The organism is Candidatus Competibacteraceae bacterium (genome assembly GCA_016713505.1).
GTDB lineage: Bacteria > Pseudomonadota > Gammaproteobacteria > Competibacterales > Competibacteraceae > Competibacter_A.
Genome location: JADJPA010000001.1, coordinates 2,302,787 through 2,321,613, shown reverse-complemented (window position 1 = coordinate 2,321,613; position 18,827 = coordinate 2,302,787). Strand labels below are relative to the sequence as shown.

At 60.9% G+C, this 18,827-nt stretch carries 15 protein-coding genes and 1 tRNA gene; 7 read left to right on the top strand and 9 right to left on the bottom strand.

Going from position 1 to position 18,827, the window contains the following annotated elements; genetic code table 11:
• Positions 1–71: 71 nt before the first annotated feature.
• A complete protein-coding gene (gene murJ, locus IPK09_10565) occupies positions 72–1,613 on the bottom strand; it encodes a murein biosynthesis integral membrane protein MurJ (GenBank protein ID MBK7984058.1) in 1,542 nt (513 codons plus the stop codon).
• A gap of 178 nt (positions 1,614–1,791) precedes the next feature.
• On the opposite strand from murJ, the gene rpsT reads away from it, so the two are divergent.
• A complete protein-coding gene (gene rpsT, locus IPK09_10560) occupies positions 1,792–2,058 on the top strand; it encodes a 30S ribosomal protein S20 (GenBank protein MBK7984057.1) in 267 nt (88 codons plus the stop codon).
• Between the two features lie 74 nt (positions 2,059–2,132).
• Here rpsT and IPK09_10555 read toward each other — a convergent pair.
• From IPK09_10555 to rpsU, 5 genes are all read right to left on the bottom strand, one after another.
• A tRNA-Ile gene (locus IPK09_10555) sits at positions 2,133–2,208 on the bottom strand.
• A 48-nt stretch (positions 2,209–2,256) separates the two neighbouring features.
• Positions 2,257–4,122 (bottom strand): RNA polymerase sigma factor RpoD, encoded by a 1,866-nt coding sequence (gene rpoD / locus IPK09_10550; GenBank protein MBK7984056.1) that lies wholly within the window; start codon positions 4,120–4,122, stop codon positions 2,257–2,259.
• A gap of 88 nt (positions 4,123–4,210) precedes the next feature.
• Complete coding sequence (locus tag IPK09_10545) at positions 4,211–5,953, bottom strand: DNA primase (GenBank protein ID MBK7984055.1); 1,743 nt, start codon at positions 5,951–5,953, stop codon at positions 4,211–4,213.
• Positions 5,954–6,062: 109 nt separating this feature from the next.
• Positions 6,063–6,509 (bottom strand): GatB/YqeY domain-containing protein, encoded by a 447-nt coding sequence (locus tag IPK09_10540; GenBank protein ID MBK7984054.1) that lies wholly within the window; start codon positions 6,507–6,509, stop codon positions 6,063–6,065.
• Between the two features lie 39 nt (positions 6,510–6,548).
• Positions 6,549–6,764 (bottom strand): 30S ribosomal protein S21, encoded by a 216-nt coding sequence (gene rpsU, locus IPK09_10535; GenBank protein MBK7984053.1) that lies wholly within the window; start codon positions 6,762–6,764, stop codon positions 6,549–6,551.
• Between the two features lie 110 nt (positions 6,765–6,874).
• Between rpsU and tsaD the strand changes: the two genes are divergently transcribed.
• Positions 6,875–7,891 (top strand): tRNA (adenosine(37)-N6)-threonylcarbamoyltransferase complex transferase subunit TsaD, encoded by a 1,017-nt coding sequence (tsaD, locus tag IPK09_10530; protein ID MBK7984052.1) that lies wholly within the window; start codon positions 6,875–6,877, stop codon positions 7,889–7,891.
• A 57-nt stretch (positions 7,892–7,948) separates the two neighbouring features.
• Here the strand turns inward: tsaD and IPK09_10525 are convergent, their stop codons facing one another.
• From IPK09_10525 to IPK09_10515, 3 genes are read right to left on the bottom strand one after another with little or no spacing between them, the layout of a single operon-like run.
• Positions 7,949–9,301, bottom strand: coding sequence for a phosphomannomutase (locus tag IPK09_10525; GenBank protein MBK7984051.1), 1,353 nt, complete (start codon positions 9,299–9,301; stop codon positions 7,949–7,951).
• Positions 9,302–9,324: 23 nt separating this feature from the next.
• Complete coding sequence (locus IPK09_10520) at positions 9,325–10,749, bottom strand: mannose-1-phosphate guanylyltransferase/mannose-6-phosphate isomerase (protein ID MBK7984050.1); 1,425 nt, start codon at positions 10,747–10,749, stop codon at positions 9,325–9,327.
• Positions 10,746–12,077, bottom strand: coding sequence for a UDP-glucose/GDP-mannose dehydrogenase family protein (locus tag IPK09_10515; protein ID MBK7984049.1), 1,332 nt, complete (start codon positions 12,075–12,077; stop codon positions 10,746–10,748). The genes IPK09_10520 and IPK09_10515 overlap by 4 nt, the downstream gene beginning before the upstream one ends.
• A gap of 247 nt (positions 12,078–12,324) precedes the next feature.
• Between IPK09_10515 and IPK09_10510 the strand changes: the two genes are divergently transcribed.
• From IPK09_10510 to IPK09_10490, 5 genes are all read left to right on the top strand, one after another.
• Positions 12,325–13,377 carry an oxidoreductase gene (locus IPK09_10510; protein ID MBK7984048.1) on the top strand — a complete coding sequence of 351 codons (1,053 nt, stop codon included), beginning with the start codon at positions 12,325–12,327 and terminating at the stop codon, positions 13,375–13,377.
• Between the two features lie 98 nt (positions 13,378–13,475).
• Complete coding sequence (gene uvrD, locus IPK09_10505) at positions 13,476–15,665, top strand: DNA helicase II (GenBank protein ID MBK7984047.1); 2,190 nt, start codon at positions 13,476–13,478, stop codon at positions 15,663–15,665.
• Positions 15,666–15,745: 80 nt separating this feature from the next.
• Positions 15,746–16,075, top strand: coding sequence for a DHCW motif cupin fold protein (locus tag IPK09_10500; GenBank protein MBK7984046.1), 330 nt, complete (start codon positions 15,746–15,748; stop codon positions 16,073–16,075).
• 217 nt (positions 16,076–16,292) lie between these two features.
• Positions 16,293–18,059: a type II/IV secretion system protein gene (locus IPK09_10495; GenBank protein ID MBK7984045.1), complete on the top strand. Its 1,767-nt coding sequence runs from the start codon at positions 16,293–16,295 to the stop codon at positions 18,057–18,059.
• A 130-nt stretch (positions 18,060–18,189) separates the two neighbouring features.
• Positions 18,190–18,816: an outer membrane beta-barrel protein gene (locus tag IPK09_10490; protein MBK7984044.1), complete on the top strand. Its 627-nt coding sequence runs from the start codon at positions 18,190–18,192 to the stop codon at positions 18,814–18,816.
• Positions 18,817–18,827 lie beyond the last annotated feature (11 nt).

Below are 18,827 nucleotides of genomic sequence, written 5' to 3'. Positions count from 1 at the left end.
GGAGTACGCCTCACACTATAACTGAATCCTGAGCGATTTGGTCAGGTTACCGGACGAGCTCGCCAGCGCAATCAGTCCTGTCGCAGCATCAAGTGGCGCGGCCGGATGCCGACCGCCAGCACCGCCAGCACCAAGCTTGCGCCACCGGCCGCAATCAGCCAACTCAGATGCCACAGCCGGGCCTTGGCGCTGGCGTGAATCCAACTTTCGGGAGCGCCGACCCCCAACCACAGCACCAAGCCCATCACCAGATTGGCTATGAACAATTGCGCCAAGAACTTCGACCATCCGGCGCGCGGCTGATAAATTCCGCGTTTGCGCAAATTGTAAAATAGCAAACCCGCGTTGAGATAAGCGGCCAGCGACGTGGCCAGCGCCAAGCCGGCATGAGCCAGCGGCCAGACGAGCGCCAACACCATCACCGTGTTAGCGATCATCGCAATCACCCCATACTTGACCGGACTGCGGGTATCCTTGCGCGCATAAAAGCCAGGCGCCAGCACCTTGATCAGCATGAAAGCGACCAAACCGGACGCGAACGCCATCAGGCTGCGAGCGGACATGGCGACGTCGCGAGCGTCGAATTCGCCGTACTGAAATAAGGCTGCCAGCATCGGCCCCGACAGTAGGACCAGCGCCACGGTGGCCGGCATGCCGATCAGCAAGGCCCAGCGCAACGCCCAATCCAGGGTTTGCGAGAACCCGTCCGCCTCCGCGCTGGCGTGCTGCCGGGACAATTTGGGCAGGATGACCGTACCCAGAGCGACCCCGAAAATGCCGAGCGGAAACTCGACCAACCGATCGGAGTAGTACAGCCAACTGACGCTACCCGACATCAAAAAAGAGGCGACTACCGTATCGATCAGCAGATTGACCTGCGCCACCGAGGAACCAAAGATGGCTGGCAGCATCAGCTTCAGAACCTGTTGCACGCCCTGCGACGCCCAACCCCAACGCGGCCGGGGTAGCAGCTTGAGCTGACGCAAAAAAGGAATCTGAAACCCCAACTGGATAATTCCAGCAATGAACACCCCCCAGGCCAGACCGACAACGGGGCGCTCCATGTGGGGAGCGAGCCACAATGCGGCCGCGATCATGGTCAGATTAAGTAGCACCGGCGTGACGGCGGGAATAGCAAACTTGCCACAACTGTTCAGCACGCCGCCGGCGAAGGCGGTCAAGGAAATGAACAGGAGGTAAGGAAAGGTGATGCGTAGCATCTCCACGGTCAGTTCGTATTTGCCGGTGTCCGAGGTGAAACCGGGCGCGAACAGCAGGATCAATACCGGTGCCGCCAACACGCCAACGGCCGTGATGAGCAATAGAATCGCGCCGAGCGTGCCGGCGACCTGATCGACCAGAGCCTTCAGATCTTCCCGCGAGTGCTGGGTTTGGTATTCGGAAAATACTGGGACAAAGGCTTGCGAGAATGCGCCCTCCGCAAACAGCCGGCGCAGAAAGTTGGGGATGCGGAAGGCGACGAAAAAGGCGTCGGTGCCGGCGCCCGCCCCGAACATCTGCGCGTACACCATGTCGCGGATAAAGCCGGTAACCCGCGACAGCGAGGTCATGGCGCTGACGATGCCGGTGGATTTGAGGAGAGACTTGCTCATGAGGCTGCGATTCCGCGCGGTGAATTCAAAGGCGCGGATGATAGCGGGATTGGATAAGGCTGTCAGCGGCGCGGCCGGGTGGGGATTGACAGAACGGCGGGAACTGTCATCATTATCACCCTTTTTTGAACCCGAACCGTGCCACGTTTATCCTGTTGTGTCGTAAGGAGTCTTGATTTTGGCCAACACCGCTCAAGCGAAAAAGCGCGCCCGTCAGGCGGAAAAACACCGCCAGCACAATGCCAGCCTGCGTTCCATGTTCCGCACCTACGTCAAGCGGGTGCTTAAAGCGATTCAAACCGGCGACAAGAGCAAAGCCGAGTCCGAATACCAAACCGCCGTGCCGATGATCGACCGCATGGCCCGCAAGGGATTGATTCACGCCAATAAAGCCGCTCGCCACAAGAGCCGCCTGACCCATCACATCCGCGATATGCAGTCTTAAGCTGCATTTCTGGCCAAAGCCTTCGCTCGTTCCAATGAAAAGGCTTACGGCGCCATACCGCAAGCCTTATCGTTTGGTGGGCCCTGTAGGATTCGAACCTACAACCAAGGGATTATGAGTCCCCTGCTCTGACCGTTGAGCTAAGGGCCCGAAGGAATGGAAATTTTATCGGTCGTTTTACCGCTTTGCCAGCCGGGATCACTCCAGATCCAGAAAGCTGCGCAACTGCTCCGAACGATTTGGATGCCGTAGTTTGCGCAGCGCCTTGGCCTCGATCTGGCGGATGCGCTCGCGGGTCACATCGAACTGCTTGCCGACTTCCTCTAGGGTGTGATCGGTGGACATATCGATGCCAAACCGCATCCGCAGCACCTTGGCCTCGCGCGGGGTGAGCGTCGCCAGCACCTCGCGGGTCGCCTCGCGCAACCCTTCCACGGTCGCCGCTTCCACCGGCGACAGCACGCTTAAATCCTCGATGAAATCGCCCAAATGCGAGTCTTCGTCATCGCCGATCGGCGTTTCCATCGAAATCGGTTCCTTGGCGATTTTCAAGACCTTGCGCACCTTATCCTCCGGCATTTCCATGCGCTTGGCCAGCTCGTCCGGCGTCGGCTCGCGGCCCATCTCCTGCAACATCTGCCGAGAAATCCGGTTCAGCTTGTTGATGGTCTCGATCATGTGGACCGGGATGCGGATGGTCCGGGCCTGATCGGCGATAGAGCGGGTGATGGCTTGGCGGATCCACCAGGTGGCATAGGTCGAAAATTTATAACCGCGCCGGTATTCGAACTTATCGACCGCCTTCATCAAGCCGATGTTGCCTTCCTGAATCAAATCCAGAAACTGCAAACCCCGATTGGTGTACTTCTTGGCGATGGAAATGACCAATCGCAGATTGGCTTCCACCATCTCCTTCTTGGCGCGACGGGCCTTGGCCTCGCCGATCGACATGTGCCGGTTGATGTCCTTGATTTCATGGATCGACAATCGGGCTTCTGCCTCGATGGCCTGGAGCCGCCGTTGGGCTTCCAGCACCTCCTCGCGATAGTCGGATAAGGGGGGTGAGTATTTTTTGCCCGCTTGAATTTGCTCGTCCACCCAATCAAGCCGGGTTTCGTTTTGCGGAAAAGAGGTGATGAAGGTCTTGCGCGGCATTTGCGCCTTGGTGACACAAACGATCATCACGTCTTTTTCATGAGCGCGGATGCGCTCGGCGATTTCATGCAGGCTGGCGATCAATTGATCGAGCGTCTTTGGAACCAATCTAAATTGCAGAAAGCGGTCGCCAAGCTGCTGGCGCAGGGCTTGAGTCTGAGCGTCGCGGGGGCCGAGATCGTCCACGCTGGCCAGCGTCTGCTCGTACAAGACGCGCAAGTCCGTGAAGCGGCGCGCGGTCTCCTCGGGATCGGGGCCGTTTTCGACCACGGCTTGCGCGCTTTCCTCATCCTCATCGTCGGCGACCACCACTTCATCCTCGCCGACCACCGCATCCGGATCGTCGGCCGCTGCTAACAACACCTCCTCGTCCGGCAGCGGCGGCGTGATTTCCTCGACATCCTTGAAGCCGCTGATCACATCGGCGAGCCGGGTGCCGTTCTCACTGATCGAATCGTAAACTCGCAGCAGGGCGCCGGCGGTCAAGGGATAGCTGGCCAGCGCCGACAGCACCTGCGTCATGCCTTCCTCGATGCGTTTGGCGATCTGAATTTCGCCTTCGCGGGTCAGCAGCTCGACCGTACCCATTTCACGCATGTACATCCGCACCGGGTCGGTGGTGCGGCCAAATTCGCTGTCCACGGCCGCCAGCGCGGCGGCGGCTTCCTCGGCGACCACATCGTCGTCGGCGCTGACCGGATTTTCGTTGAGCAGCAGCGTCTCGGTATCGGGTACGAATTCATGGACTTCGATGCCCATGTCGTTGATCATCGCGATGATGTCTTCGATTTGCTCGGGGTCGACGATGTCATCGGGCAAATGGTCATTCACCTCGGCATAGGTCAGGAAGCCCTTTTCCTTGCCGCGGGCGATCAACTTCTTCAATTGCGATTGTTGCTGCTCGCTCATGACCTGTTCACATACTTAAAGTGGAAAAAATCCAAAACTTTAACTCTATCACAAAAGGCTATACTTGTTTCTGGCAATGCGAACAAAATTAGACCTTTTTTGCTTTTCCCAAGTTCCCCACCGCCGCCCGCTCTTCGGGGCTGAGCGCGCGGGGCGAACCGCGCTGCAATAACATGTCCGGCAAGCGTTCCCGCAGGTCACCCCGCCGCTCCAAGGCGGCGAGAATGTCGCTAAATTCTCGCTCGAACTGATAATCCTGTTCCGGGACTTCCGGCTCCCAAGCGGCCAGCCGCTCCAGAATGGTCCCTTCGCGCGTGTCCCGATAGCGCTCTAGCAGCGCCGCGGTGCTGAGCCGGGGATTGGCGCGCAACAGAGCGAGCAACTCCGCCAGCAGCTTGGTTCCCAATTCGCCGTCGTCTTGCAGCGCGAAATTGTTTTCGAGCGGTTGTTGCGCCAGCTCCGGCTTGTAGAGCAATAACGCGATGGCTTTACGCAAAGGCGTTCGGGTCAAGCGGAGACTGTGATCCGCCGCGGTGCTGGAGGCTGAAGGAGGCGGGCGTAACCGGGTGTTGCTGACCTGTGCTTCCTGCCGCAAGCGCGCTTCCATAAGCTCGCGAAAAGTTCCATCGGGCAGTTTCCCCAGAAGCGGTCGGGCCAGCTCGGCCAAGCGAGCCCGGCCGGCCAGCGTGTCGGGAGCGACTTGAGCGCGCAGTTCGGCAAACAGGTGCTCCGCCAGCGGCGTGGCGTTTTGCAACCGCCGCTCGAACTCGGCGCGGCCCTCGCCGCGGACCAGAGAATCGGGATCTTCGCCTTCGGGCAGCAACAGAAAACCGACCTGTCGGCCATCGCGCAGGAAGGGCAAGCTGATCTCCAGCGCCCGCCACGCCGCCGTGCGGCCGGCTCGGTCGCCATCGAAACAGAACACCAGATCGCCGGTCACCCGGAACAATCGCTCGATATGTTCGGCGCTGGTGGCGGTCCCTAACGTGGCGACGGCGTAGGAAATATCGTGCTGGGCCAGCGCCACCACATCCATGTATCCTTCGACCACCAGCAGCTGTCGCAAGTGCGGGTTATGGTGTCGGGCCTCATAAAGGCCATAGAGTTCCGAGCCTTTATGAAAAACCGGGGTTTCCGGGGAATTGAGATATTTGGGGGTGGTGGCGCCATCCAGCGCTCGCCCGCCGAAGGCGATAACGCGGCCGCGGCGGTCGCGGATCGGAAAGATGATCCGATCCCGAAAGCGGTCGCGCAAGCGACTGTGCTCGTCGCGGCTGGCCAAGCCGGCGGCCAGCAGATCTTCGGCGGTCGCGCCGGCCTCGCGCAAGGCGTTGCTGAGATGATCCCACCCAGGGGGCGCATAACCGATGCCGAAGGTGTTGGCGATCTGGCCGGTCAGGCCGCGCTGGCGCAGGTAATCGACCGCTCGTTGCCGCAACGGGTGCTCGCGTAACTGCTGGCGAAAGAAGCGCTCGGCCTGAGCCAGCCATTCCAACAGCGGTTTGATCGAAGGCCCCTGTACGCCGCCTTGAAGCGGGGGCAGGTCCAGACCTGCCAGACGGGCCAGCTCCTCGATAGTATCGATAAAATCCAGTCGCTCGTAGGCCATCAGAAAGCCGATGGCGTTACCGTGCGCGCGGCAACCGAAGCAGTGATAGAACTGCTTGCGGGGGCTGACCGAGAACGACGGCGTTTTTTCGGCGTGAAACGGACAGCAGGCCATGAATTCACGGCCCGCGCGCCGCAACGGTACCCGGCTGTTGACGATCTCGACGAGATCGGTCCGGGCGAGCAGTTGATCGAGGAACTCCTGGGGTATGCGTCCAGCCATAGCCCAAAAGCCTAGTGGATAAACGACCGGGCGTCAGCGGACAAGCGCAACAAAAGACCCGGAGTTTATGATGGATTGGGACGGTCGGCCGTTGGCGAGAAGCGGCGGTTCAACCGTCGAAGCGTGCCTTGACCCGCGCGCTGACCGCCGCCAGATCAGCCCGACCCTGCGCCTGATCCTTGATCAAGGCCATGACCTTACCCATGTCGCGCACCGACTGGGCGCCGGTGGCGGCGATGGCGTCGGCGATCAGTGCGTCGAGATCGGCCTCGGCGAGCGGCGCCGGCAGGTAAGATTGGATCAGGTCGATCTCGAAGTTTTCCTGGGCGGCGAGATCGGCTCGGCCGGCATTTTGGAATTGAGCCAATGATTCCCGGCGTTGCTTGAGCATTTTTTCCAGCACGCCGAACACTTGGCTATCATTCAGTTCGATGCGTTCGTCCACTTCCCGTTGCTTGACGGCGGCCAGGATCAAGCGAATCGCGCCGAGGCGTTCCTTCTCCTTGGCCCGCATGGCGTTTTTCATATCGTCCTGAATGCGGTCTTTGAGAGGCATGGTGAGAGGCTCGTGGCTGGGGGGGACGAACGGCGGGCATCAAAACATGCGGGTGCGGCGGGCGACTTCGCGGGAAAGCTTTTTCAGATGGCGCTTGACGGCGGCGGCGCGCTTGCGTTTGCGTTCCTGGGTCGGTTTCTCGTAAAACTCGCGGCGGCGGACCTCGGACAGTACGCCCGCTTTTTCACAGGAACGCTTGAAGCGGCGCAGAGCCACATCAAACGGCTCGTTCTCTTTGACTTTCACGGAAGGCATTAACTCAGCACCTCATGCATAATCTTAAGTGAGTCTTGGTAGATGTTGGACAATTGGAAAATGAAGAAGTGTAATCAAGCTTGTTGCCAAATGCAAAACCCGGACGTGGCATGTTGATTCTCGGCATCGAAACTTCCTGCGATGAAACCGGCGTAGCGCTTTACGACGGCGAGCGCGGCCTGTTGGCGCACGCCCTGCACAGCCAGATCGCCTTGCACGCCGAGTACGGCGGCGTGGTGCCGGAGTTGGCCTCGCGCGATCACATTCGCAAGACCTTGCCGCTACTACGCGAGATTTGCCAGCGGGCGGCGGTCGCGCCGGACCGGATCGAAGGCGTGGCTTACACGCGCGGGCCGGGGTTGATCGGCGCGTTGCTGGCGGGCGCGGCCATCGGGCGCAGCCTGGCCTGGGCTTGGCGGGTGCCGGCCATCGGGGTGCATCACATGGAGGGCCATCTGCTGGCGCCGATGCTGGAGCCAGAGCCGCCGGCTTTCCCGTTCGTGGCGCTGCTGGTATCGGGCGGTCACAGTCTGCTGATCGATGTGCAAGGCGTCGGCCAGTATCGAATCTTGGGCGAATCGGTGGACGATGCCGCCGGCGAAGCCTTCGACAAGACCGCCAAGCTGCTGGGCTTGCCGTATCCCGGCGGCCCAGCGTTGGCGAAGCTGGCCGAACGGGGCGATCCCCGGCGCTTCACGTTTCCCCGGCCGATGACCGACCGACCCGGTTGCGATTTCAGTTTTAGCGGCTTGAAAACGGCGGCCATCAATACGTGGCGAACGCTGGAGCCGACCCCGGAAAACCGGGCCGATGTGGCGCGGGCTTTCGAGGAAGCCGTGGTGGAAACGTTGGCGATCAAATGCCGCCGGGCGTTGAAAGCGACTCGCTTGCAGCGCTTGGTGGTGGCCGGTGGGGTAGGTGCCAACCGGCGCTTGCGGGAGCGGCTGCGGGAATTGACCGCCGAACTGGGCGGGCAGGTTTATTATCCCCGGCTGGAGTTTTGCACCGATAACGGCGCCATGATCGCTTATGCCGGCTGGCGGCGGCTGGCGGCCGGCCAGCATGAGGATGCGGCGATAGAGGTCATGCCGCGTTGGCCGTTGGATAGTTTGGCGGCGGTGGGCTGAGGGGCTGGCAAGGTTTGGGCTTAAGGACAGCCTTCATGCCAGGGGCCGCCTCACCGCTCAGCCTTCGATCAAGGTTCGCAGTTCATCGGTCCGGCGTTCCAGCAAGTTCGCGTCACCGCGCGTTTCGACGTTCAGCCGCAGCAGCGGTTCGGTGTTGGAGCAGCGCAGGTTGAAGCGCCAGTCGGCAAATTCCAGGCTGACGCCGTCGGTTTCATCCAGCATCGGTTGCCGGTCGGTGTAGGTCGAGAGAATTTCCCGGATTTTGGCCGGCGCGTCGGCGACTCGGAAATTGATCTCGCCGCTGCACGGAAACGCTCGCATTCGCGCGTCCACCAGCGCCGCCAGCGGTTGGCCGGTGCGACAGAGGTGTTCGGTCACCAGCAACCACGGAATCATGCCGCTGTCACAGTAGGCAAAATCGCGAAAATAGTGGTGCGCGCTCATCTCGCCCCCGTAGAGCGCGTCTTCCTGGCGCATCCGTTCCTTGATGAAAGCATGACCGGTCTTGCTCAGCACCGGCACGCCGCCCGCCGCTGTCACCTGTTCGACGGTGTTCCAAGTCAAGCGCGGATCGTGGATGATTTTCGCGCCCGGCCGTCGCGCCAGCAGCGTTTCCGCCAGCAGGCCGACCAGATAATAACCTTCGATAAAGCGGCCGCTGGCATCGAAGAAGAAACAGCGGTCGAAATCGCCGTCCCAGGCCAGCCCCAAATCGGCGCCGTGCTCGCGCACTGCTTGGGCCGTGGCGTTCCGGCATTCCGGCAACAAGGGGTTGGGAATGCCGTGCGGGAACGCGCCGTTCGGTTGATGGTGAATCTTGATGAATCGGATCGGCAGGTGCGGTTCCAGCGCGTCGATGATCGATCCCGCCCCACCGTTGCCCGCATTGACCACGACGGTCAGCGGCCTGAGCGCGCTGGCGTCGATATAACCCAACAGGTGGGCGATGTAGTCGGTTTTGTCCGGTCGGTTGACCAAAGCGCCCTGGCGTTTGGAGGCTGGAAAATCCTTGCGGGCGGCCAGATCGCGGATGGCGAACAGGCCGCTGTCGCCGCTGATCGGCTTGGCCTGTTCGCGCACCAGTTTCATCCCGTTGTAATCCATCGGATTGTGGCTGGCGGTGACCATGATGCCGCCGTCGAGCTGGTGGTGAAACGCGGCGAAATAAATCTCCTCGGTGCCGCATAAACCGATGTCCAGCACGCCCGCGCCGCCGTCCAGCAGCCCTTCGGTCACAGCCATGCTCAGCGCCGGGCTGTTCAGCCGCACATCGTGGCCGATCGCAATCCGGCGCGGGCGCAACAAGGCGGCGTAGGCCCGGCCGATCCGATAGGCCAAATCCTCGTTCAGTTCATCGGGAATCCGCCCGCGGATATCGTAAGCCTTGAAACACGTCAGTTCGGTGCCCATCGCTCCCTACGCCTCACGCCTTTTCAGGTTTCGCCGTTGCCTCGGCCATAGATGTCTTCGAAGCGGACGATATCGTCCTCTCCTAGATAGCTGCCAGACTGCACTTCGATGATTTCCAGGGCAATCTTGCCGGGGTTGGTCAGGCGATGCGACACGCCGACCGGAATGTAGGCCGACTGATTTTCGGTTAACAGAAAGGACTCATCGCCGCGATTGACGCGGGCGGTGCCGCTCACCACCACCCAGTGTTCGGCGCGATGGTGGTGCATCTGCGAGGAGATGGAAGCGCCGGGTTTGACCATGATGCGCTTGACCTGAAAGCGCTGGTCGAAATCGACCGAATCGTAGCAGCCCCAGGGTCGGTAAACCTTGCGGTGGCTGCGGCCTTCCGGGCGCTGGCTGGCTTTGAGCCGGTCGACCACATCCTTGACTTCCTGGACGCGCTCCTTGTTGGCGACCAGGATCGCATCGGCGGTTTCGACCACCACCAGATTGTCCACCCCGACCGTGGCGATCAACCGCGTGGCGGCGTCCACGTAGGTGTTGCGGCTGTCGACCGAGATCACGTCGCCGCGGGTGATGTTGCCGTCGCCGTCGCGTTCGCCGACTTCCCACAAGGCCGACCACGAGCCGACGTCGTTCCAGCCGACCGTCAGCGGCATGACCACCGCCCGATCGGTTTTTTCCATCACCGCGTAGTCGATGGAATCCTTCGGACAGGTGCCAAAGGTCGCCCCATCCAACCAGAGAAAATCTTGTTCGGCCCGGCTGGCGGTCAAGGACTCTTGGCAAGCCGTCAAAATAGCCGGGGCGAAGCGCTCCAATTCCGCCAGAAGCGCGGAGGCGCGGAACAGAAACATGCCGCTGTTCCAAGAGTAATCGCCTGATTCCTTATACTCTTTAGCGGTGGCGGCGTCGGGTTTCTCGACGAAGCGCTCCACCGCGCACACCCCGGAGTCATCCAGCGGCGTGCCGGCCTTGATGTAGCCGTAACCGGTTTCCGGCGCGGTGGGAACGATGCCGAAAGTGATCAGCCAGCCCGCTTCGGCGTGGGGGGCGGCTTTTGCCACAGCCGCGCGAAAACCTTCGCTGTCGGCGATGACGTGATCGGCCGGCAGGATCAGCAACAACGGATCGGCACTCTGTTGGCGGGCGTACAAGGCCGCCACCGCCACCGCCGGTGCGGTATTACGGCCGGTGGGTTCCAGAATCACCATCGCCGGATGGATGCCGACCGCGCGCAACTGCTCGGCGACCATGAAGCGGTGGTCCTGGTTGCACACCACCAGCGGTGCGGCCACGTCCGTCGCGCCGGCGATCCGCAGCGCGGTGTTTTGCAGCATGGTGTTTTCATCCACCAGCGGCAGGAACTGTTTGGGATAGGCTTCGCGCGACAGCGGCCACAGCCGGGTGCCGCTACCCCCGGACAGGATGACGGGAACGATCATGCGGTTTCACCTCGGCCGATGGCGTAGTAGCTAAAGCCCGATTCTTTCAGGTAGTCCGGGTCGTAAAGGTTGCGGCCGTCGAAAATCAGCGGTTGCTTGAGCTGCTGGCGAATGGCGTCGAAATCGGGGCTGCGGAACACGCTCCATTCGGTGACGATAATCAAGGCGTCGGCGCCGGTCAGCGCGTCCATCGGCTTGGCGCACAACTGAAAGTCGGGCCGTTCGCCGTGGATGCGGCGGGCTTCGTTCATCGCGGCCGGGTCGTAAGCCCGCACCGTGCAACCTTCTTTCCAGAGCGCTTCGAGCAGGTTGCGGCTGGGCGCTTCGCGCATGTCATCGGTGCCGGGTTTGAACGCCAAACCCCACAGCGCAAAGGTCCGCCCGCGCAGCTGGTTCTTGAAATGACGCTGGATTTTGGTGAATAAGACGTTCTTCTGCCGCTCGTTGACTGCTTCGACGGCTTGGAGCAGCGCGGCCTCGTAGTCGATCGAACGGGCGGTGTGTTCGAGCGCCTTGACATCCTTGGGAAAGCAGCTGCCGCCGTAGCCCGCGCCCGGATAGATGAAGTGGTAGCCGATGCGCGGATCGGCGCCGATGCCGATCCGCACCTTCTCAACATCCGCGCCCAGCCGTTCGGCCAGATTGGCGATTTCGTTCATGAAGCTGATCTTGGTGGCCAGCATGGCGTTGGCGGCGTATTTGGTCAGCTCCGCCGAACGCACATCCATCTCGATCAGCCGGTCGCGGTTGCGGTTGAACGGCGCGTACAGGGCGCGCAATTGTAAGGTGGCGCGGTGATCGTCGCAGCCGACGATGATTCGGTCGGGCCGCATGAAATCCTGGATGGCCGCCCCTTCCTTGAGAAATTCCGGGTTGGAAACCACCGAGAACGGGATAGTCTGGCCGCGTTCGGCCAGCGCGGCGGCGATGGTGTCGCGCACCACATCGGCGGTACCGACCGGCACGGTGGATTTATTGACCACCACGCGATAGCCGGTCAAGTGCTGGCCGATGGAGCGGGCGACCGCGCGGACGTGCTGGAGGTCGGCGGAACCGTCTTCGTCGGGCGGGGTGCCGACGGCGATGAACTGAAACAGGCCGTGGGCGACCCCTTCGGCCGTATCGGTGGTGAACCGCAAGCGGCCGCTGTCACCGTTGCGTTGAACCACGTCATCAAGGCCGGGTTCGTGGATCGGAATTTCGCCGCGCTGGAGCATTTCGACCTTGCGCGGGTCCACGTCCACGCACAATACGTCGTTGCCGACATCGGCGAAGCAGGCGCCGGTGACCAATCCGACGTAGCCGGAACCAAAAATCGTAATTTTCATATTTTCACTATATTTAAATAGGGAATTTCAAGAGTTTAATAGCAGCTGATAATGCCGTGTCTAGCATGGCTGGCACTGGGAGGTTGCTAATTGCTGTACTTAATTTATCACACCCCTGGTTAAGAAGTGCGCCTGTCCCGCTTGTGCGCTATATAAGTGACATCAAGGCGTTTGTGTGGGGTTCAAGGCGTGGGCTTTCTCAGGAATCGGTTTGAATTGATGGGCATGAACACTTTGGGGGGCGCCAATCATGCGCGATATCGAGGTGGGACTGATCGGCTATGGCATGGCGGGACGAGTCTTTCACGCGCCGTTCATCACGACCGTTCCGCGCTTGCGGCTGGCCAAGGTGGTCGAACGGCGCGGTGAGACCTCGCGCGAGCGCTATCCGTGGGTCGAGACCGTCAAGGATGTGGCTACCCTGTTGGCGGACGACCGCATTGAGCTGGTCGTGATCGCCACGCCGAGCGCGTCCCATTTCGAGCTGGCCCAACAGGCCCTACGGGCGGGCAAGCATGTGGTGGTGGACAAGCCCTTCACCCTCACCTCGGACCATGCCCAGCAACTGATCGATCTGGGACGACAGCAAAACAAACTCGTCAGCGCTTTTCAAAACCGGCGCTGGGACGGTGACTTTCAGACGGTCTGCCAAATCCTAAGGCAGGGTTTGCTGGGCCGCTTGGTGGAGTATGAAAGCCATTTCGACCGCTTCAGGAATTATTTCAGCGCGGAGCGGGCTTGGCGGGAACAAGCGGGGCCGGGCGGTGGGGTCTTGTTCGATCTCGGCGCGCATTTGATCGATCAGGCGCTGGTGTTGTTTGGCTTGCCGCAACGGCTGACCGCCGATATCCGAAGCCAGCGGGCGGCGGATGCGGCCGACGATCAGTTCGAACTGATCCTGCATTACGACAACCTCAAGGTCACCCTGAAATCCGGCTTGCTGGTGCGCGAGCCGGGGCCGCGTTTCGCCTTGCACGGCACCGAAGGCTCGTTCGTGAAGTACGGAGTCGACCCCCAGGAAGACGCCCTCAAGCGCGGGCTCGCTCCGCAAGGCGCGGATTGGGGCGCGGAGCCGGAGGCGCATTGGGGAAGGCTCAACACGCAAATCGGCGGCTTGCACTTCCAGGGCAAGATCGAAACCCTCAACGGCAACTACGCGCGTTATTACGAAAATATCTACCAGGCCATCACCGGACAGGCGGCGTTGATCGTCCTGCCGGAACAGGCCAAAAACACCATCCGCGTGATCGAATTAGCCCGGCAAAGCCATGCGGAACGGCGCACGGTCGATGTTTCCTGACCCCTGGACCGGTTCGGTAGCGGGTGGGGTTGGACGGTGTATCCGCGCCGCGCGGTGGCCCACAAGGGCTGGGGATGATTCTGCTAGAATCGCCTGTCATGGACGTTTCCTGGATTCTCGATGATCTCAACGAACCCCAGCGCGCGGCGGTGACCGCGCCGAGGGGTTATTTGCGGGTGCTGGCCGGCGCGGGCAGCGGCAAAACCCGCGTGCTGACCCGGCGCATCGCTTGGCTGCTGGCGGTGGAAAAGGCTTCGCCCTGGTCGATTCTGGCGGTGACCTTCACCAATAAGGCTGCCGCCGAGATGCGCGGGCGGGTCGAGTCGATGCTGGATCATCCCATCGGTGGCCTGTGGATCGGCACCTTCCACGGCATCGCGCACCGGCTGCTGCGCCAGCACTGGCAGGAGGCTCGCCTGCCGCGCGCCTTCCAGATTCTGGACAGCGACGACCAGTCTCGCCTGTTGAAACGGGTGTTGCGCGCCTTGAATCTGGATGAGAAGAAATGGCCGCCGCCACAAGTCGCCGGCTTCATCAACCGTTGCAAGGACGAAGGCCAGCGCCCCGCCGATCTCGACGGCGCCGACGATCCGGTCAAACGTCAGTACCAGCGCATTTATACCCTCTACCAGCAGGAATGCGAGCGCGGCGGCCTGGTGGATTTCGGGGAATTACTGCTGCGAGTCTACGAACTCTGGCGCGATGACACCGAACTGCTGGCCCATTATCGCGAGCGGTTCCAGCACGTCCTGGTCGATGAGTTTCAAGACACTAACACCATTCAGTACCACTGGGCGCGCTTGCTGGGCGGCGGTCAGGGCGATGTATTCATCGTCGGCGACGACGATCAATGCGTCTACGGCTGGCGCGGCTCGAAAGTCGAGAATATCCAGCGCTTCGCCGCCGACTTTCCCGGCACTCAAACCGTCCGTCTGGAGCAGAACTATCGCTCCACCCACAACATTCTCAAAGCCGCCAACGCGCTGATCGCGAATAACGCCGGACGGTTGGGCAAAAACCTGTGGACCGCCGACGGCGACGGCGAACCGATTCAGGTTTACAACGCCTTCAACGAAGTTGACGAGGCGCGTTTCGTGGTGGAACGCATCCGCCAGTGGGTGGAGCGGGGCGGGCAGCGGCGCGACGCGGCGATTCTGTACCGCTCCAACGCCCAATCGCGGCTGTTCGAGGAAACGCTGATCGGGATGGCGGTGCCGTATCGGATTTACGGCGGCTTGCGCTTTTTCGAGCGGGCCGAAATCAAGGATGCGTTGGCGTATCTGCGGCTGCTCGCCAATCGCGACGACGACCCCTCGTTCGAGCGGGTGGCGAACACCCCGCCGCGCGGCATCGGCGAACGGACCTTCGATCTGTTACGGGAGGCGGCGCGCGGCCAACGTATCTCGCTCTGGCAAGCGTCTTTACAACTGCTGGCGGAAGGCGGTTTGAGCGGGCGGGCCGCCAACGCCGTGCGCGGCTTCCTGAGCCTGATCGAAACCCTGGACGCCGACAGCCACGGCCATCCGTTGCCGGGACGAGTCGAACGCGCCGTCACCGGCAGCGGCCTATTGGCGATGTACGAACAGGCCAAGGCCGACAAGGGCGAGATGCGGGTGGAAAACCTGGAGGAGTTGATCAACGCCAGCGCTGATTTTATCACCCATACCGATCCGGTCACGGTCGGAGCCGATCCGGCCGAACCCGACTGGCTCAATGCCTTTCTCGCCCACGCCGCGCTGGAATCGGGCCAAGGCCAAGGGTCGACCAGCGACGATTGCGTGCAGTTGATGACCCTGCACATGGCCAAGGGACTGGAATTTCCAGTGGTATTCCTGGTCGGGCTGGAGGAAGGATTGTTTCCGCACGGTCGTTCCGTGGGGGAACAGCGCCAGTTGGAAGAAGAACGCCGCTTGGCCTACGTCGGCGTCACTCGCGCCCGCCAGCAGTTGTATCTGAGCTACGCCGAGCAGCGTACCTGGTACGGTCAGGAGAACTATCCGTCCCCTTCGCGTTTTGTCGGTGAAATTCCCGCCGATTTGATTCATAACGTGCGCGCCCGCGCGAAGCGGCGGGCGTTTAGCCCCGCGCCCGTGCAAACCGCGCCCGCGAAAGGTGTCGCCACCGCTGGGTTGCAAGCCCGGCAGCGGGTGCGCCATCCGCAGTTCGGCGACGGGGTGGTGCTGGAAGTCGAGGGTGCCGGCTACCACGCGCGGGCGCGGGTGGATTTTCCCAAGTCAGGCGGCTCCAAGTGGCTGGTGCTGGCTTACGCCAAGTTGGAAGTGTTGTGAGGGGTTGATGCGCGGCGCTTCGAGCGCGCGCTCGAAAGCTCTTAATTCAGGCTGTGACCCACAAGCAGGAACACTTAATCATGCAGATACAGGACATCCCTTTCGGCATCACCGATTGGTCGACGGTCGAGCCTACGAGCCATAAGGGTGAAACGGGATTTGCTTATTGGCGAACCCTGTATTTCGGGGACATTCGCGTGCGGATGGTCAAATATACCCCCGGCTATCTCGCGGACCATTGGTGTTCCAAGGGGCACCTTTTGCTGTGTCTTGAGGGAGAGCTTGAAACGGAGCTACAAGACGGACGCATTTACACGCTCACCCCAGGGACTAGCTATCAAGTGGCGGATGGCGCGGAACCGCACCGCTCCAGCACCAAAATCGGGGCCAAATTGTTTATTGTCGATTGAAATTATTTTGATGCAATTTTTCAAAAAATATTAGATACTAAGTGTAGTAAATTATACCCTAATAATAGAGTTTTTAGGTTTAATAGTCTCTTTTATCAGTCGATATACGGTTAAATTAAGCAATAATCTTGTGAATGCCCAAAATCCTCTCGCTTCGACCGTGCGCCCGTTTCCCAAGATCGCCGATTCCCGTCCCATCTCGCCCTCGAAGTCGCGCATGTCCGAACACCGTCTGACGGTCAAGGAAGTATTGGATGATTTAGTCGCCGACGGGCTGGTGGCCAAGGGCGACGCCGATCTGGCGCTGGCGGGTTCCAAACTGGAACGCGGCGAACTCCATCCGCTGGTGGTGGTCGCCAACAAAAAATTGCACCACCTCCAGCCGCCGCATCAAATTCTCAGTCTGGAAGTGCTGACCGAATGGTTGGCGAACAAGGTCGGATTGCCCTATCTGCGCATCGATCCGCTCAAGCTCGACATCGCGGCGGTGGAGCGGCTGTTACCGTTCATTTCCTTCGATTATGCCGCCCGCTATCAAATTCTACCGGTCGCGGCGGACGATGGCCGCGTGGTGTTCGCCACCACCGAGCCCTGGCTGACCGACTGGCAGAACGTGCTGGGACAAACCCTGCGCCGCACTATCGAACGAGTCATCGCCAATCCGCTGGATGTCAACCGCTACCAGATGGAGTTCTACGGCGTCTCGCGCTCGGTGCGCGGCGCGCTGAAAGGGACGGCGGAACCGGCGTCCGGCATCCTCAACTTCGAGCAGTTGCTGGAACTGGGCCGGCGCGGCGAGTTGAGCGCCGACGAGCGGCCGATCGTCCAGATCGTGGACTGGCTGCTGCAATACGCCTTCTCCCAGCGCGCCAGCGACATCCATCTGGAGCCGCGCCGCGAGCAAGGCAATATCCGCTTCCGTATCGACGGCGTGCTGAATGCGATCTATCAGCTACCGCCGCCGGTCATGGCCGCCGTCACCAGCCGCATCAAAATTCTGGGCCGGATGGATGTGGCCGAAAAGCGTCGGCCCCAAGACGGCCGGATCAAGACCCGAACGCCGGCCGGCCGCGAGATCGAATTGCGCTTGTCCACCATGCCGACCGCCTTCGGCGAAAAATGCGTGCTGCGCATCTTCGATCCCGATACGGTCACCAAAACCTTCGGCCAGCTCGGCTTCGCCCCCGCCGAGGAAACGGCCTGGAAGGACATGATCGCCCGGCCGCACGGCATCGTCCTGGTCACCGGCCCGACCGGCTCCGGCAAAACCACGACGCTCTACACCACGCTCAAGCAACTGGCCTCGCCGGAGGTCAACGTCTGCACGGTTGAAGATCCCATCGAAATGATCGCCCCGGAACTCAACCAGATGCAGGTGCAGCCGGGCATCGATCTCACCTTCGCCCACGGCATCCGCACCCTGTTGCGACAGGACCCCGACATCATCATGGTCGGTGAGATTCGCGATCTGGAAACCGCCCAGATGGCGGTGCAGGCCGCCCTGACCGGCCATTTGGTGCTGTCGACCCTGCACACCAACGACGCCGCCTCGGCCGTGACCCGCTTGCTCGATTTGGGCGTGCCGTATTACCTGATTCAGAACGTGCTGATCGGGGTAATGGCGCAACGTCTGGTGCGCACCCTGTGTCCCCATTGCAAGGCAGCCGACCAGATCGACGAGGTATTGTGGGGCGCGCTGGTCCGGCCTTGGCCCTTGCCCAAACCGGCGGCCATCAGAGCGCCGAAGGGTTGCCCGGAATGTCGCAATACCGGTTATCTAGGGCGCGTCGGTCTGTATGAGTTGCTGGCGGTGACACCGGGATTGCGCCGTTTGTTCCGGCCGGACATGGATGAGGAGACCTTGCGGCGCGGTGCGTTCGAACAAGGAATGCGGCCGTTGCGAGTCAGCGCGGCTCTCCAGATCGCCGCCGGCCTGACGACATTTGAAGAAGTGGTTCAGATACTGCCGCCCTTGGCTGACTAAAGAATATTGAGTTTTTGATACACTTTATTGTATTTTGACTAAATTGTTGCGAAAGTACACAATAGTTTTGTGTTTTTTGGTCGGATTTTGTTGGGCGATAAATCAATAACTGGGTATTAAGGAGCTTGTGATGTCTTCGAAAATGTTGAAGGGCATGTTGGCGGCGGCATTGGCTGGGGGTTTGCTGGCGGGAACCGCTCAGGCCTACGAGGCGGGGGATTGGCTGGGCCGGGTGGGTCTTTGGGGGGTCTTCCCGAAATCCGATAATCTCAATCTTGGGCCGGGCGCCGACCTCAACGTGGATGACGGCTACAGTCTCGGTTTCAATTTCACCTATATGGCGACTCCGAATCTGGGCCTCGAACTGATTCTGGCTTTGCCGTTCAGTCATGATGTCAAGCTTTCCGGGGCGGGCGATGTCGCCGACACCAAACACCTGCCGCCGACGCTGTTCGTGCAGTATCACTTCATGCCGCAAAGCAATTTTCGTCCTTATGTCGGTGTGGGTTTGAACTACACCATGTTCTTTGACGAAGGGACCAAAGGCGCTTTGGCCGGCAGCAAGCTGAAGCTTAAGGATTCGATCGGTATCGCGGGGCAGGTCGGTATCGATATCGACGTGGCGCCGAATTGGTTTGTGAATGCCGAAGTCAGCTATATGGATATCGATACCAAGGCCAAACTGGACGGAGCCAGCATCGGCACCGTGGAAATCGACCCGTGGGTGGTCGGCCTGAATGTGGGAATGCGCTTTTAAGTCATTGTTTC